The following is a 16,044-nucleotide window of genomic DNA, read 5'->3' as shown; positions in this document are numbered from 1 at the left end:
ATATGGCCCTGTTGCTGGTCGGAACCATGGCCGCCTGCGGCCCGGTCCCGGTCGAGCAGGCCGAACTGACCTGCCTGCGCGACGCCGAACTGGCCGTCCGCCCGCGCACCAATGTGGCCCTGGGCGTCGGCACCGGCTTCGGCGGCGGGACGCGCGGCTTCGGCAGCGTCTCGGTCGATCTGTCGGGCGACTATCTGGCGGGACGCAATCCCTCGCAGGTCTATGACCGCTGCGTGCAGCGCCGGTCGGGGCAGATGCCGCGCCGTCCGCTGGCCGAACAGCCGGGCTGGACGGGCTGAGATGGCGGGCGCAGGTCGGACAGGGCAGGGGGCGGGGCGCCCGATCGTCCATCTGGGCGTTCGGAAGACCGGCGGCACCGCGATCCAGCGGCACCCGCGCCGCCATGCCGAGGGGCTGGCCGATGTCCGTGCCGTGCGCTCGCCCGACGAAGGATCGCCGGTCCGCACGGGCCGCCAGTTGCGCAGGCTGAACGGCCTTGCGCTGAACCCCCACGCGCACGGGCGGATCGTCGATCCGGTCGCCCGCGCCGAACATCTTTTCGCGGCGGATGTGCCGCAAGGCACTTCCTGAGAGGAGCACCCAATGGTCCAGTTCACCCTGCCCAAGAACAGCCAGATCCGGGTCGGCAAGACCTGGCCCAAGCCCGAGGGCGCGACCAATGTCCGCACCTTCCGCATCTATCGCTGGGATCCCGATACCGGGGAAAACCCCCGGCTGGACACCTATTTCGTCGACCTGGACAAATGCGGGCCGATGGTCCTGGACGCGCTGATCAAGATCAAGAACGAGATCGACCCGACGCTCTCCTTCCGCCGGTCCTGCCGCGAGGGGATCTGCGGATCCTGCGCGATGACCATCGACGGCGGCAACCACCTGGCCTGCATCTATGGCATCGACGAGGTGAAGGGCGATGTGTCGATCTATCCGCTGCCGCATATGCCGGTGGTCAAGGATCTGGTCCCGGACCTGACGCATTTCTATGCCCAGCACGCCAGCGTGAATCCCTATCTGATCACCAAGTCCCCGACGCCCGGCAAGGAATGGAAGCAGTCGATCGAGGACCGCAAGAAGCTGGACGGGCTGTACGAGTGCATCCTATGCGCGTCCTGTTCGACCGCCTGCCCGTCCTACTGGTGGAACGGCGACCGCTATCTGGGCCCGGCGGCGCTGCTGCACGCCTATCGCTGGATCATCGACTCGCGCGACGAGGCGACTGGCGAGCGGCTGGACGAGCTGGAGGATCCCTTCAAGCTGTATCGCTGCCACACGATCATGAACTGCACCAATACCTGCCCCAAGGGGCTGAACCCGGCCAAGGCGATCGCGTCCATCAAGCACATGATGGTTGATCGGATGGTGTGAAAGCCGGGGGCTTCGCGCCCCCGGACCCCCGCGGGATATTTATGCAAGGTGAAAGGGCCGGGGGGTTTCCCTCGGCCCTTCGCTTATCCCTCCACCTTGGTGAAGTCGGCGATCTGCTGGCCTGCGGCGCGGATGCGGTGCAGCAGGTTCAGGCGGTTGCGGCGGACGATCTGGTTGTCGGTATTGACCTGCACGGTGTCGAAGAAGGCGTCGATGGGGGTGCGCAGGGCGGCGATGGCGGTCATGGCGGCGGGGAAGTCCTCGGCCGCGATGGCGGCCTTGATGGCCGGTTCGGCGGTGTCGAGCGCGGCGAAAAGGGCGCGTTCCTCGTCGGTTTCGGCGAACTTCGGGTCGGCGCCGAAGCTGTATTCGACGCCGTCCTTTTCCTCGGCCTGGGTCAGGATGTTCCCGGCGCGCTTGAGGCCCTGGGTCAGGTTCCGGCCGTCATCGGTTTGCAGCATGGCGTTCAGCGCGGTGGCGCGGTTGACGACCAGCACGAGGTCGTCGTTGCCGGGCTGGGCCAGCACGGCGTCGATGATGTCGTGGCGGATGCCCTGGTCGCGGAGATGGACCTTGAGGCGGTCGTGGAGGAAGGAGAGGAGGTCGTTAGCTATATCTAGGTAGGGCTGGACCTGTGCTTGATTTTTGTATTCCTCGACCTCGCGTCCATTGCAGAAATAAAAGTTACCAGCATTGATAGCAGCTTCGACCTCTGCATCGCTTGCTTTACTTGCGAGAACTATATCGCCTAGACGAATAGCCGCAGGTAAAATAAAATACTTTTCATCGTCGACGGGCACTCCATCTGAACCCGTCGTTTTTATCGGAGATTTTACGCCAACCGAACCATTGAAAAGCGCAGAGCGCACTGCGCGCTTAACCGCTGTTTCAGCCACTAGTGAAAGCGATAAGCGTACAGAATTTGCTTGGAGCAACCGAACAACCCCTAATGCCGCCCGCCGCAGCGCGAAGGGATCTTTCGATCCAGTAGGCTTCTCCTCAATCGCCCAAAAGCCGGTCAGCGTGTCGATCTTGTCAGCCAAAGCCACCGCTACTGAAAGCGGCGCAGTTGGCACCGCATCGGAAGGCCCAAGCGGCGAGTAATGATCGCGGGCGGCGTCGGCCACGGCCTCGGGATGGCTTGCCGCAAGCGCGTAATACCGGCCCATGGTGCCCTGCAATTCGGGGAACTCGCCGACCATGGCGCTGCGCAGGTCCAGCTTGGCCAGCTTCGCGGCCTGTTCGGCTTGGTCAGCGTCCGCACCCACCAAGGGAGCGATCTCTCGCGCCAGCGCGGCAATGCGCTCGATCCGATCTGCCTGCGTTCCCAGCTTGTTATGGAACGTCACCGACTTCAGGCCCTCGGCCCAGGCCTGCATCCCCGCCTTCGCCTCGCGCAGGTCGTTTTCCCAGAAGAACGCGGCGTCCGACAGCCGCGCCGCCAGCACCCGCTGATTGCCGGCCAGGATCGTCGCGCCGTCGTCCGGAGTCTCGATATTGGCGACGGTGACGAAACCCTCGATCCGGCCGGTCCTGGGGTTCCGGGCCGAGAAGAACTTCTGGTGTTCCTTCATCGAGGTTTGCAGCACCTCGGGCGGCAGGTCCAGGAAGCGGTCCTCGATCACGCCCATCAGGGGGACGGGCCATTCGACCAGGTCTGCTGTCTCGGACAGCAGGGCGTCGTCGGGGACGATCTGCCAGCCGCGCGCGAAGGCGAGGTTTTCGGCCTGCTGGCGGATGGCGGCCTCGCGTTCGGCGCTGTCCAGGATGACATGGGCGCGGCGCAGCTTCGCGGCATAGTCGTCGAAGCCCGTGACGGTGAAGGCGTCGGGGGACAGGAAGCGGTGACCGCGCGTGGTGTTGCCGGCGGCGATGCCCTCGACGGTCAGGGGGACCACGCTGGCGCCGGATTCGTCGGAGAGCAGGCAGAGGATCGAATGCAGCGGGCGCACCCATCGCAGCGAACCCGCGCCCCACCGCATCGACTTGGGCCAGGGGAAGGTGCGGATGGTGGCCTCCAGAACCTCGGCCACGATCTCGGCGGCGGGGCGGCCGGGGCGTTCCAGAACTGCGAACCAGACCTGGCCCTTCTTGTCGTCGCGGGCCTGCAACTGATCGCGGGTCAGGCCGGTGGAGCGCAGGAAGCCTTCCAGCGCGGCGTCCGGCGCATCGGTGCGGGGGCCTTTGCGTTCCTCTCGGGTCGTGGGGCTGTGAGGCGTCAGCCCCTCGACCGTCAGGGTCAGGCGGCGCGGCGTGGAAAACGCCCCGGCGGATGCATAGGTCAGCCCGGCATTCACCAGCCCGTCCGTCACCAGCTTCCTCAGATCCTCGCGGGCGCGGGCCTGCATCCGGGCGGGGATTTCCTCGGAGAACAGTTCGATCAGCAGGTCGGGCATCAGTCCATCACTCCGCGTTCCGGGGTCTTGTCGTTATATTGGTGCCAGCCATAGACGCGGCCGTCGGGATAGATCGCCAGCACGCGGTCCACATCGGGGCGGATCTCGGGCTGGGACAGCACGGCCTGGGCGGCGCCGGACTCGAGGTCGCGCGTCACCTGGCCATAGTCGAAGCAGTCGAACCAGCCGGGCGCGCCGGTCGGCGTCGCGCCAGCGAAGGGCAGCGGGTCGGCGGGCTGTTCGGCCAGCACCGCGCAGGCCCGCCATTTCAGCGGAGAGCTGTTGCCGTCGATGCCCTGGAAATCCGTCACCGGCAGCGTGGCCGGGCCGCTGGCGGTCTGCACGGTCATTGTGTCGGCGGCGGGAAGGCGGTCGTAGAAATGATATTCCTGCAAATACCACATGCCGCCGCCCGCGATCACCGCAACGGCCAGCAGCCCGATGCCGACGATCCTGCCGTTCATGCGGTGGCCGCGTCGGTCGTCACGAACAGGTCGGCGCAGGCTTTCGCCAGGGCGCGGACCCGGCCGATATAGGCCTGCCGTTCCGTGACCGAGATCACCCCGCGCGCGTCCAGCAGGTTGAAGATATGGCTGGCCTTGATCGCCTGGTCATAGGCCGGGTGCGCCATGGGAATGGTCCGCCCCGCGCTGTCCACCGGATCGGCGGCGAGGATCCGGGCGCATTCGGCCTCGGCGTCCTTGAAATGCTGGAACAGCATCTCGGTATCGGCCACCTCGAAGTTCCAGCGGGAATATTCCTGCTCGGTCTGGCGGAAGACATCGCCATAGGTCAGCGGGTGGGCCGCGCCGGGATCGTTGAAGGGCATGTCCATCACATGCTCGACCCCCAGCACATACATGGCCAGCCGCTCCAGCCCATAGGTCAGCTCGCCCGAGACGGGGCGGCAGTCATGGCCGCCGACCTGCTGGAAATAGGTGAACTGGCTGACCTCCATGCCGTCGCACCAGACCTCCCATCCCAGGCCCCAGGCGCCCAGCGTGGGGGATTCCCAGTCGTCCTCGACGAAGCGCACGTCATGGACCAGCGGGTCCAGCCCGATGGCGCGCAGGCTGCCCAGATACAGATCCTGAAGGGTCGCGGGGCTTGGCTTGATGATGACCTGATATTGGTAATAGTGCTGAAGCCGGTTCGGGTTCTCGCCATAGCGCCCATCCGTGGGGCGGCGCGAGGGCTGGACATAGGCCGCCGCCCAGGACCGCCCGCCCAGGCTGCGCAGCGTGGTGGCCGGGTGAAAGGTGCCCGCGCCGACCTCCATGTCATAGGGTTGCAGGATCGCGCAGCCCTGTTCGGCCCAATAGGTTTGCAGGCGCAGGATGATCTCCTGAAAGCTGCGGGGTCGGTTGGGGCTGGTCATCGGGGCCGTCCTTTGCATAGATCAGCACATGCTTGCGCGCCTTCTAGGCGCGGCATGGCACAGGGTCAATAAAGGCCGGCAAAGGGGACGGGAATGCGGCGACTGGCTTTCGTGGTGATGGCGGCGGGACTGCCGATGGCGGGCTTCGCGCAGGACGCCGTGATCCGCATCGAGGCCAAGCGCGGCGGCGACGTGGCCGAGGCCGCCGCCCGCTGGGCCGCGCAGTTCGACGATGTGGTGACGTTCCCGCTGCCGCGCGGCTGGACCGCCATCGCCATCGGCCCGCTGTCGCCCGAGGCGGCGGGCGACCGCATCGGCGCGCTGAAAGAGGCGCGGAAAATCCCGCCGGACAGTTTCGTCACCGTGCCGGGCGCGGATGTGGTGCTGACCCCGGTGGGCGAGGCCGCGCCCCTGGCCGAGGCGCCGCCCGCCGCGCCCGAACCCGCCGCGCCGCAGCCGGATCGGCCCGCGCCGGGCGCCTATCTGCGCCTGCAATCGCTGCCGTCGCGGGCGGATGCGGACGCGGCCCTGGCCCAGTGGCGCAAGACCTTCCCCGAGGCCGGGCTGGCGGAACTGCCGAACGGCTGGTTCGGGGTGGTTCTGGGTCCGCTGGACCGCGCGGCGGCCGATGCCTGGCTGAAACTCTTCAAGGACGGCGATCTGGTGCCGGGGGATGCCTTCCTGTCCGACGCGGCCGACCTTGGCGCCCTGGCCGTCCCCGGCGAAGCGCCCGATCTGCCCGCGCCGCCCGCGACGCCTGCCGGGATGCCGCCGCTGGATCAGGTGCAGCGCGCGCTGCGTTGGGCGGGCGTCTATGGCGGAGAGATCGACGGCAAGGACGGTCCGCGCACCCGCGACGCCATCCGGGCCGAGATCCTGGCCGGCCGCCTGTCCCCCGATCCCGGCACCGCGATGCGCGAATTGATCGCGCGGCGCGACGCCTGGCGGGCCGAGGTCGGGCTGGTCACGCTGGACGACGCCGCGACCGGGCTGTCGCTGCTGGCGCCGATGGACCGGCTGGACTTCGACCGGACCGAACGGGCGCTGTCGATCTATGGCCCGAAGGACGGGTCGGGCGCGGCGCTGATCCTGTTCAGCCAGCCGGGCGAGCAGCAGGAACTGCTGGATCTGTCCGGCCTTGTGACGGCGCTTGGCTGGGTGCCGCAGCCGACCCGCACGATCAAGCCCGGCCATGTGCTGCTGGAGGGCGCGAACGACGCCCATATCGGCCGCGCCGAAGGCTGGGTCCGCGACGGCCGGGCCGAGGGCTTCGTGCTGATCTGGCCCGCGGCGGATGCGCAGGGCCAGGCGCGGATCGCGGCGGAGATGTCGGACAGCTTCGCGCGCAAGGGGGCGGCGGCGAATGATGGGGCGACAAGCGAAGCCGCCTTGCCGGCGGAGTGAAATCGGGCCGCTGACAGCCTGGGTTTGTTGCGGCCTGCTTTGCGGACATCCCGGACATTCTTTGCCGTGCTGCCGAAAACTTCTTTCGCGAAAGAGAGTGCGTCATGACGATCACCAAGGAAGATGAATTGGACGGCATGAAGGCCATCGGCCGGATTGTGGCGAACACCCTGAAGGTCATGTCGAACGCGCTCGAACCCGGCATGACGACCCGCGAGCTGGACGAGATCGGGCGTGAGGTTCTGGAACGCGAAGGTGCCCTGTCCGCGCCGAAATCCACCTATGACTTCCCCGGCACGACTTGCATCAGCGTGAACGAGGAGATCGCCCATGGCATCCCCGGCGACAGAGTGATTGCCCGAGGCGATCTCGTGAACATCGACGTGTCCGCGTCGAAGGCGGGGTTTTTCGCAGATACGGGCGCGACCTTTCGGGTTCCTCCGGTGCGTGCCTCCCTCGATCGCCTTTGCAAGGATGGCAAGCGGGCCATGCAGATCGGCATCGCGCAGGTTGGTCATGATAAGCCGCTGGCCGGCATCGGGCGGGCCATCGGGCAGTTCGCCTCCGCCCGCGGCTATACTCTGATCCGAAATCTTGCCAGTCATGGTGTGGGCCGGTCGCTGCATGAGTATCCCGAGGAAATCCCCACGTGGCCCACGCGCGGCGAAAAACGCCGGATGCACAATGGGATGGTGCTGACGGTGGAGCCGTTTCTGTCCAGGGGCGGCCTCATGGCAACCGATGGGGATGACGGATGGACGCTCTACAGCCATCCCCAAGCCTTTGCTGTGCAATACGAGCACACGGTTGTTGTGACACATCGAGCACCGGTCATTATCACTCTGCCGAGCTGATCAATGACCGCTTCGGACTCAAAACGGCGAAAATCCTAACCCCGCCAGAACCGGGGCAGCAGCAGCACCAGCACCGATACCAGTTCCAGCCGGCCCAGATACATGCCCAGGCTCATCAGCCATTTGGCGGCTTCGGGAAATTCGGCGACCGAACCGTTGGCGGTGATCTCCGGTCCCCAGACGGGGCCGATATTGGCGATGGCGGTCCAGGCGCCGGTGAGCGCCGTGCGGGGGTGCAGGCCGGTCAGCGACAGGCCCACGATCAGCAGGCCGAAGGTCAGCATGAACAGCGTGAAGAAGGCCATCACCGAATCGATCACGTCCTGGTCCAGCGGGCGGCCTTCATAGCGCAGGGCATAGACGCGGTGCGGCGAATGCATCCGGCGCAACTGCGCGCGCACCGCCTGGAACAGCACCAGATAGCGGAACACCTTGACCGAACAGGCGGTCGATCCGGTGCAGCCGCCGATCAGGCCGCAGATGATCAGGATCGCGATGGGCAGGTGGCCCCAGGTCATCACGTCGGTGGAAAAGAACCCGGTGCCGGAAAAGGTGGAGATCGTGTTGAACACCGTCTCGCGCGTGATGTCGGCGAGGGTGCCCTGGTGGCGCAGGAAGATCACGCGATAGGCGATGATGATCGCGCAGGCATAAAGGATCCAGCGAAGATAGGCGCGGATTTGCAGATCGCGCCAGATCGGCGTGAAATCCCCGCGAATCCCCTGAACCAGCCGGATGAACGGGATCGAGGCCAGGATCATGAAGAACGACGCCGCCCATTCCAGCGGTCCCAGGAAGGCCCCGAAACTGGCGTCGTAATTGGAAAATCCGCCCGTGGACACGGTGCCGAAGGCCTGCACGATGGCGTCGAAACCGTTCATGCCCAGAAGCAGATAGGCGAGCGTGCAGAACCCGGTCAGCATGATGTAGATGCGCGTCATCTCGGCCGCGATCTCTCCGGCGCGGGGCATGATCTTGCCCAGGGTGTCGAAGCCCTCGGACCGGAAGAACTGCATCCCGCCGACCTTCATGATCGGCAGGAACACCATCGCGACCACGACGATCCCCAGGCCGCCGATCCAGTGCAGGATGGCCCGCCACAGATGCGTGCCGCGCGGCAGCCCGTCCAGCTCCGGGAATGCGGTGGTGCCGGTGGTGGTGACGCCCGACATCGCCTCGAAATAGGCGTCGGTGAAGCTGGCATCGGGCTGGCCCAGCATGAAGGGCAGGGCGCCGAAGACCGGCAGCACCGCCCACAGCCCCGAGGTCAGCAGGAAGGCCTGCTGGATCGACAGGCTTTTGTAATCGCCCCAGGTCGCCACCGAGACCAGCGTGCCCGCCACGGTGGTCAGCGCCGCGCATTGCAGAAAGACCACCCAATGCGGATCGCCGTGCCACCAGTCCACCAGCATGGGAGCCAGCATCGAAACCCCCAGGGTCACGATGATCTTGCCGATCGGATGGGCCACGGGGCGAAGGTCGATCATGGGGATTGCTTGCCCCGCCCCCCGCCGGGCGTCAAGCGCCCTGCTGGACCGCGCCGCCCGCGCGGCTGATCCGGCCGACCCACAGGGCCGCCGCCAGCAGCGCCAGCCCCGCCGCGAGGGCCACCGCGCCCGTGGCCCGGTCGAAGGCGGCCTCGGCCACGGCCAGCAGGCGTTCGGCCTGGGGCGCGGGCAGGGTCGCGGCCAGGGCCAGGGCGCCGTCCAGGGAATCCGCGGCCTCGGCCCCGAAACCGGCGCGAGCGAGGGTGGCGCTATAGACCCCGGCCATCAGGCTGCCCAGGATCGCGATGCCGAATGCCCCGCCCAGCTCATAGGACACCTCCTCGACCGAGGCCGCCATGCCCGCCCGGTCGGCGGGCGCGTTCAGCATGATCGCGGAGGATGCCGCCGTCATCGCCGCGCCGATGCCCGCGCCCATGAGGGTGAAGCTGGCAAGCTCGATCCCCCAGTCGCCGAAGCCCGCGCCATAGATCAGGATGCCCGCCCCGCCGACGGCCAGCGTCGCCGCCAGCAGGCGGCCCGCGCCCAGACGGGCCAGCATCAGGCCGGCGACCGGCCCAGCCACGAAGGACGCCAGCGGGATCGGCAGGACGAACAGCCCCGCTTGCAGCGGCGTCAGCCCCTGGACCAGTTGCAGGCGCTGCGTGATCACAAGCTCGACCCCCAGCAGCGTCGCGGCCGAGACGACGGCGCCGATCACGCCGCCCGAAAAGCGCGGATCGCGGAACAGCGTCAGGTCGATCATCGGGCTGGCGCTGCGCCGCAGGCGGCGCAGGAACAGCGCCAGGGCCGCCGCGCCGACCATCGCGGACAGGACCAGCACCAGGACCGAGGGGTCGGGCTTGGCGATCTCCTTGATCGCCAGCGTCACCCCGACCAGCCCGACCAGGGCCTGCACCGATCCGACCGGATCGAAGGGATGCCGGCCATGGGCCCGGCCCCTGGGCACGAAGGCCAGCGTCAGCGGCAGCGCCGCCAGCACCACCGGCAGGTTGACCAGGAACACCGCGCCCCAGTGGAAATGCTCTAGCAGCGCGCCGCCGATCACCGGGCCAAGCGCCGCCCCGCCCGAGGCGACCGCCGCCCAGATGCCGATGGCCAGGGCGCGCTGATCGGGGTCGTCGAAGCTGTGGCGGATGATCGACAGCGTGGCGGGCATCATCGCCGCCGCGCCCACCGCCAGGGCGGCCCGCGCCGCGATCAGCATCGCCGAGGACGGCGCGAACCCCGCCGCCAGCGAGGCCAGCCCGAAGATCACCAGCCCGATCATGAACATCCGCCGGTGCCCACAGCGGTCGCCAAGCGCCCCCGCGCCCGGCAGCAGACCGGCTACGACCAGCGAATAGGCATTGACGATCCACAGCTTTTCCGTGGCCGAGGCGTCCAGGTCGCGGGTCAGCGTCGGCAGGGCCGTGTAAAGCACCGTCATGTCGATGACGATCAGGAACAGCGCGGTCGATACGATGGCCAGCACAAGCCAGGGGGAACGGGCGGTCATGTCTCACCTGAAAATGAGGCGCGGGGTGGCGAGTCGCGGGCCGTCAGTTTAAATACGATCGTATGGAAACGGAATGGGCATCATGGCAAGACCGCGCAGCATCGACCGCGAAAAGCTGCTGGACGCGGCCGAGGAAATCGTCCGCAGCCAGGGCGCGTCGGCGCTGACCATCGACGCGCTGGCCCGCGCCTGCGGGATCACCAAGGGCGGGGTGCAATACGCGGTCGGGACCAAGGACGACATCATCGACGCGATGTTCGCGCGGTGGAATCGCGATTATGACGCGAAATTCGACGCCCTGGCCGGTCCCGGCGCCGATCCGGGACAGCGGCTGCGCGCTCATGTGGCCGCCACGCGCCAGGCGGACGCGCTGTCGATGACCAAGGCCGCCAGCCTGATGGCCGGGCTGATGCAGACCCCGGAACACCTGGCCTCGACCCAGGGCTGGTATCGCGACCGGCTGGCGGGAGTGGATGTAGACACGCCCGAGGGACGCCGCGCCCGGCTGGCCTTTCTGGCCTGCGAGGGGGCGTTCCTGCTGCATTTCCTGCGCTTCATGCCGCTGGAGGACGCGGAATGGCAGGCGGTGTTCGCGGATATCGGGGGACTTCTTGAAGGAGAAGACAGACAGTAATCGGGCGAGGGTGCAACCAGAGACGGCGCAACTCCGTAACCCCGGAAGGCCAGCGCCCGACCCAAGGGGGCGTGTAAGCGCCCGCTTGGGGCGGGGCGGGCGCTGGCCGGGCCTAGCTGTTCGGATCCTGATAGACGCCGGTTTCCTTCAGCGTGTCGATGACCTCTTTCGGCATATAGGTCTCATCATGCTTGGCCAGCAGGTCGCGGGCCTCGAAGCGGCCGTCGCGGTAATATCCCTTGGCGATGGTGCCCTGGCCCTCGGTGAACAGGTCGGGACGCGGGTCGCGGCCGACATAGCTGACCGGGATTTCCGCCGCGCCGTCGGTGATGACGAAATCGAATTCCACCCCCTCGCGGTCGACGATCGAGCCTTCCTTGACCAGCCCGCCAAGCTGGAAATACTCATCCGGTTCCGGCGCGGCCTCGGCCACCTGCGCGGGCGAGCGATAGAGGTTGATGCCGTCCTGGAACCCGTATCCGATCAGCCCGACCGCGATCAGCAGGGCCAGCGCGGCCGCGACGATCACCTGGATGCGGCGGCGTTTCTTCAGGGATTTCATGCCAGCCATGGAGTCACCCTCGTGCTGCCTCGAAATGGATCGGGCGGCGCAGGAACTGCGTGGCCTTGCCCGAGACGCGAACCGGGTCGCCGGTCGTCAGGTTCTTCGATGCCGTCCCCGATCCCAGGAATTCCGGCCTGCGTTGCAGATAGTCGGCCAGGCTTTCCGCCACCAGCCCCGCCTGGCTGAACACCTTGACGTTCGGGCCAAGCGCCTTCTGGAAGGCGTCCTGGACCAGCGGGTAATGGGTGCAGCCCAGGACCGCCGCTTCGGGATGAGGCATCCGCCGCAGCAGCGCCTCGACATGGGATGCCACAAGCGCCTCGGCCAGGATTTCATCGCCCATTTCGATGGCATCGACGACGCCGCCACAGGGCTGCGCCTCGACATCGACGCCCACGGCGCGGAACGCGAGTTCCCGCTGGAAGGCGCGGCTGGCGACCGTGGCGGGGGTGGCGAACAGGGCCACATGCTTCACGGCCACCTCTCGGGGCGGCGAATTGTCGCCCCAGCGGCGTTCGGTCAGCGCCTCGATCATCGGCACGAAGACGCCCAGCACGCGCTTGTCGGCGGGCAGCCAGGTTTCCTGCATCCGCTTCAGCGCGGCGGCGCTGGCCGTGTTGCAGGCCAGGATGACAAGGTCGCAGCCCTCGGCCCACAGCCGTTCGACGCCCGCGCAGGTCAGGTCGAAGATGTCGTCGGCGGTGCGGGTGCCATAGGGCGTATGGGCGTTGTCGCCCAGATAGACGAGCGGCAGATCGGGCAGCCGGGCGGCGATGGCCTGATGGACCGTCAGCCCGCCCAGTCCCGAATCGAAAACGCCCACTGCCATGATGCCATCCTTGCCTGTCGCGAGGCCGGTTCTACGGCGCATCGCGACGGTTTGGAATGACTTAGATCAGGTCGCCGGCCAAAACCGTCATTCGGCGGCCTGCTGCAAGGGCGCTTGGCCGCTGCGGAACTGATCCAGCAGTTCGGCCCGCCGGATGGCCGCCGCCGCTTCGGCCTGGGCCTTGACCGGGCCATAGCCGCGCACCGTCAGGGGCAGTTCCGCAAGCTCGATGGCGACGGGCATGGTGGCGTCGGTGACACGCGCCAGAACCTCGCGCATGTCGGATTCGTAGTCCCGGATCGCGGCGCGTTCGTGGCGGCGTTCGGCGGCATAGCCGAAGGGGTCGAAGGGCGTGCCGCGCAGGACTTTCAGCCGTGCGAGCAGCTTGAAGGCCCCCAGCATCCATTCGCCGTATTCGCGTTTCTTGGGGCGGCCATCGGCATCCTTGCCCGGCAGGATCGGCGGGGCAAGGTGCAGGGTCAGCTTCGTCTCGCCCTCCCATTGCGCGGCGATCTGTTCGGCGGTGGTCAGGTGCAGCCGCGCGACCTCGTATTCGTCCTTGTAGGCCAGAAGTTTGTAGTAGCCGCGCGCGATGCTTTCGCGCAGCGGGGCAGGGGCCGCATCGACCAGCTTGCGGAAGCGCCGGGCCAGCCGCTTGTTCTGGTAATCGACCAGCCGTGCCTCTCGATAGGCCACCGGATCGGGGGGAAGCTGCGTGACCGGGGCAGGCTTGCGGGTCTGGTCGGGGAAGGCCATCGCCCAGCGGCCGATCTGGAAGGCCCGCTGGTTTTCCGCGACCTTGGCGCCGTTGAGTTCGATCGCCTGCATGATCGCCTCCAGCGACAGCGGCAGCAGCCCCTGCTGCCAGGCCGCGCCCAGGACCAGCATGTTGGAATAGATCGAATCTCCCAGCAGCCGCAGCGCCAGGTCGTTGGCGTCGAAGAAGGCCACCCGGTCGCGCAGCCGCGCTTCCAGCGAGATCTTCAACTGGTCCGAGGGCACGCGGAAATCGCGCAGCCGGGTGAAATCGCCGGTGATGATCTCGTGATCGTTGACCACCGCGCCGGTGCGGCCCGTGGTCATCAGCCCGATGGTCTTGGCGCCCGCCGTCACCACCAGATCGCCGCCGATGATGCAGTCGGCCTCGCCCACGGCGACGCGGATGGCGCTGATGTCCTCGGGGCGGTTGGCCAGGCGCAGGTGGATATGGACCGCGCCGCCCTTCTGGGCCAGGCCCGCCATCTCCATCATGCCCGCGCCCTTGCCGTCGATATGGGCGGCCTGGGCCAGCACCGCGCCGATGGTCACCACGCCGGTGCCGCCGACGCCGGTGATGACGACGTTATGGGTGCCGGTGATCGCGGGCAGGGCGGGGGCGGGCAGGTCGGGGATCTCGAAGGCCTCGGCCGTGGGCTTGCGCAACTTGCCGCCCTGGACGGTGACGAAGCTGGGGCAGAAGCCTTTGACGCAGCTATAATCCTTGTTGCACGATGACTGGTCGATCTGCCGCTTGCGGCCCAGTTCGGTGTCCAGCGGCACGATGGAGACGCAGTTCGACTGGATGCCGCAATCGCCGCAGCCTTCGCAGACCTCGGGGTTGATCCAGACGCGGCGGTCGGGGTCGGGAAAGGTGCCCTTCTTGCGGCGGCGGCGCTTTTCGGCGGCGCAGGTCTGGATATAGAGGATGGCGCTGACCCCCGGCGTGGCCGCAAGGTCGCGCTGCACGGTCATCAGCTCGGCCCGTTCCTCGAAGCGCAGGCCCGTCGGGAACTGCGCGGGGTCCACATCCTCTTTCTCGTCATAGACCACGACCAGCGGCTTGACCCCCATGGCGACCAGTTCGGCCGCGATCTGCTGGGCGGTCAGCCCGCCCTCGTTCGGCTGGCCGCCGGTCATGGCCACGGCGTCGTTGAACAGGATCTTGTAGGTGATGGTGGTGCCCGCCGCGATGGCCGCGCGGATCGCCAGGGAACCCGAATGGTTATAGGTGCCGTCGCCCAGGTTCTGGAACACATGCTTGCGCCTGGAAAACGGCGCCTCGCCCACCCAGTTCACGCCCTCGCCGCCCATATGGGTGAAGCCGGTGGTGTCCCGGTCCATCCACTGCACCATGTAGTGACAGCCGATCCCGGCATAGGCGCGGCTTCCCTCGGGCAGCTTGGTGGAGGTGTTGTGCGGGCAGCCCGAGCAGAACCAGGGCGTGCGGGTGGCGATCTCGGGGGCGTTGTCGGCGCGGCGCACCTCGGACAGGCGGGTCAGCCCGGCCTTGATATGGTCGGTGCCGCGGCCTTCCTCGATCAGGATCTCGCCGATCTTCTGGGCGATCATCACCGGATCCAGGGCATAGCGGGTCGGGAACAGTTCGGCGCCGGTGCGGTCGTGCTTCCAGCCGAGGACGCGGCGGCCGTGGCGGTTGTCGAAGATCGCCTCTTTCAACTGCACCTCGATCAGCTTGCGCTTTTCCTCGACGCAGACGATCAGTTCCAGCGTTTCCGACCATTCCTGGAAGGACTTCATGTCCAGGGGCCAGGTCTGGCCGACCTTGTAGGTGGTCAGGCCCAGCCGCTCGGCCTCGTCCTCGTCGATGCCCAGCAGGGACAGGGCATGGACCAGATCCAGCCAGTTCTTGCCCGCCGCGACGAAGCCGATCCTGGCGCCCGGCTTGCCCCAGACCTTGCGGTCGATCTTGTTGGCGCGCCCGAACGCCTCGGCCGCCCAGCGTTTATAGTCGATCATCCGCGCCTCGGACGCCACTGGCGTGTCGTGCAGGCGGATGTTCAGCCCGCCTTCCGGCATCTGGAAGTCAGGCGCGACGAAGGACAGCCGGAACGGATCGCCGTTCACGACCGAGGTCGCCTCGACCGTGTCCTTCATCGTCTTGAGGCCGGTCCACACCCCCGCGAAGCGCGACAGGGCAAAGGCATACAGCCCGTAATCGAGGATCTCCTGCACGCCCGCAGGCGACAGGACCGGGATATAGCGGTCGATCATCGCCCAGTCGGACTGGTGCAGCACGGACGAGCTTTCGCCGGTATGGTCGTCGCCCATCGCCATGACCACGCCGCCATGGGGCGAGGTGCCGGCCATATTGGCATGGCGCATCACGTCGCCCGAACGATCCACGCCCGGTCCCTTGCCATACCACAGCGCGAAGACGCCATCGTATCTGCCCTCGCCGCGCAATTCGGCCTGCTGGCTGCCCCAGATGGCGGTGGCGGCCAGATCCTCGTTCAGGCCGGGCTGGAACAGGATGTTCGATGCCGCCAGCCGCTTGCCTTCGCGCATCATCGCCAGGTCGACGCCCCCCAGCGGCGAACCCCGATAGCCGGTCACGAAGCCCGCCGTGTCCAGCCCCGCCGCCTTGTCGCGCGCCGCCTGCATCAGCATCAGCCGCACCAGGGCCTGCGTGCCGTTCAGCAGCACCTGCGGCTTGGTCAGGTCAAAGCGGTCGGCCAGCGAAAATTCTTGCTTGCTCATTGCAACGTCTCCTCCACCATCCGCATTATAGGTCAGGTTTGCTGACCGACGAAGGAAAAACTGCGTGTGCTGCTTTCTCTTGCCGGAATGCTGCATTCAGGATAGGTCTGCAAAAATTGCA

Annotated in this window: 14 protein-coding genes; 6 read left to right on the top strand and 8 right to left on the bottom strand. The window is 67.3% G+C overall.

Annotation, left to right across the window (positions count from 1 at the left end; all coding sequences use genetic code 11):
* Positions 1-2 precede the first annotated feature (2 nt).
* The 3 genes from PXD02_RS11075 to PXD02_RS11065 are packed head-to-tail and all read left to right on the top strand — an operon-like array spanning position 3 to position 1,383.
* A complete protein-coding gene (locus PXD02_RS11075) occupies positions 3-299 on the top strand; it encodes a hypothetical protein (protein WP_275103932.1) in 297 nt (98 codons plus the stop codon).
* Between the two features lies 1 nt (position 300).
* A complete protein-coding gene (locus PXD02_RS11070; RefSeq protein ID WP_275103931.1) occupies positions 301-591 on the top strand; it encodes a hypothetical protein in 291 nt (96 codons plus the stop codon).
* A gap of 12 nt (positions 592-603) precedes the next feature.
* Positions 604-1,383, top strand: coding sequence for a succinate dehydrogenase iron-sulfur subunit (locus tag PXD02_RS11065; RefSeq protein ID WP_275103930.1), 780 nt, complete (start codon positions 604-606; stop codon positions 1,381-1,383).
* 83 nt (positions 1,384-1,466) lie between these two features.
* Here PXD02_RS11065 and glyS read toward each other — a convergent pair whose 3' ends face one another.
* Genes glyS through PXD02_RS11050 form a run of 3 tightly spaced genes read right to left on the bottom strand, consistent with a single transcriptional unit; the run spans position 1,467 to position 5,157 of the window.
* Positions 1,467-3,779 carry a glycine--tRNA ligase subunit beta gene (gene glyS, locus PXD02_RS11060; protein ID WP_275103929.1) on the bottom strand — a complete coding sequence of 771 codons (2,313 nt, stop codon included), beginning with the start codon at positions 3,777-3,779 and terminating at the stop codon, positions 1,467-1,469.
* On the bottom strand, positions 3,779-4,243 hold the full coding sequence (locus PXD02_RS11055; protein ID WP_275103928.1) for a DUF6446 family protein: 465 nt from the start codon (positions 4,241-4,243) through the stop codon (positions 3,779-3,781). Before PXD02_RS11055 ends, glyS begins: the two co-directional genes overlap by 1 nt.
* Positions 4,240-5,157, bottom strand: coding sequence for a glycine--tRNA ligase subunit alpha (locus PXD02_RS11050; RefSeq protein WP_275103927.1), 918 nt, complete (start codon positions 5,155-5,157; stop codon positions 4,240-4,242). The genes PXD02_RS11055 and PXD02_RS11050 overlap by 4 nt, the downstream gene beginning before the upstream one ends.
* 93 nt (positions 5,158-5,250) lie before the next feature.
* Between PXD02_RS11050 and PXD02_RS11045 the strand changes: the two genes are divergently transcribed.
* A complete protein-coding gene (locus PXD02_RS11045) occupies positions 5,251-6,561 on the top strand; it encodes a peptidoglycan-binding domain-containing protein (protein WP_275103926.1) in 1,311 nt (436 codons plus the stop codon).
* A gap of 104 nt (positions 6,562-6,665) precedes the next feature.
* The gene (gene map / locus PXD02_RS11040; protein WP_275103925.1) at positions 6,666-7,415 is read left to right on the top strand and encodes a type I methionyl aminopeptidase; all 750 of its coding nucleotides are present in this window, start codon (positions 6,666-6,668) and stop codon (positions 7,413-7,415) included.
* 35 nt (positions 7,416-7,450) lie between these two features.
* Here the strand turns inward: map and PXD02_RS11035 are convergent, their stop codons facing one another.
* On the bottom strand, positions 7,451-8,902 hold the full coding sequence (locus PXD02_RS11035) for a TrkH family potassium uptake protein (protein ID WP_275103924.1): 1,452 nt from the start codon (positions 8,900-8,902) through the stop codon (positions 7,451-7,453).
* 31 nt (positions 8,903-8,933) lie between these two features.
* Positions 8,934-10,418: an MFS transporter gene (locus PXD02_RS11030; protein WP_275103923.1), complete on the bottom strand. Its 1,485-nt coding sequence runs from the start codon at positions 10,416-10,418 to the stop codon at positions 8,934-8,936.
* 82 nt (positions 10,419-10,500) lie between these two features.
* On the opposite strand from PXD02_RS11030, the gene PXD02_RS11025 reads away from it, so the two are divergent.
* On the top strand, positions 10,501-11,052 hold the full coding sequence (locus PXD02_RS11025) for a TetR/AcrR family transcriptional regulator (RefSeq protein ID WP_275103922.1): 552 nt from the start codon (positions 10,501-10,503) through the stop codon (positions 11,050-11,052).
* 112 nt (positions 11,053-11,164) lie between these two features.
* Here the strand turns inward: PXD02_RS11025 and ccmE are convergent, their stop codons facing one another.
* The 3 genes from ccmE to PXD02_RS11010 all read right to left on the bottom strand — a co-directional run bounded on the left by ccmE (position 11,165) and on the right by PXD02_RS11010 (position 15,923).
* The gene (ccmE, locus tag PXD02_RS11020) at positions 11,165-11,614 is read right to left on the bottom strand and encodes a cytochrome c maturation protein CcmE (protein ID WP_275106410.1); all 450 of its coding nucleotides are present in this window, start codon (positions 11,612-11,614) and stop codon (positions 11,165-11,167) included.
* 13 nt (positions 11,615-11,627) lie between these two features.
* Positions 11,628-12,446: a glutamate racemase gene (locus PXD02_RS11015; RefSeq protein ID WP_275103921.1), complete on the bottom strand. Its 819-nt coding sequence runs from the start codon at positions 12,444-12,446 to the stop codon at positions 11,628-11,630.
* Between the two features lie 87 nt (positions 12,447-12,533).
* Positions 12,534-15,923, bottom strand: a complete 3,390-nt coding sequence (locus PXD02_RS11010; protein WP_275103920.1) for an indolepyruvate ferredoxin oxidoreductase family protein — start codon at positions 15,921-15,923, stop codon at positions 12,534-12,536.
* Between the last annotated feature and the right edge of the window lie 121 nt (positions 15,924-16,044).

The organism is Paracoccus sp. S3-43 (genome assembly GCF_029027965.1).
Classification (GTDB): Bacteria; Pseudomonadota; Alphaproteobacteria; order Rhodobacterales; family Rhodobacteraceae; genus Paracoccus.
Note: the sequence above shows the minus strand (reverse complement) of the source record. Positions and strands in the feature narration are given on the sequence as shown.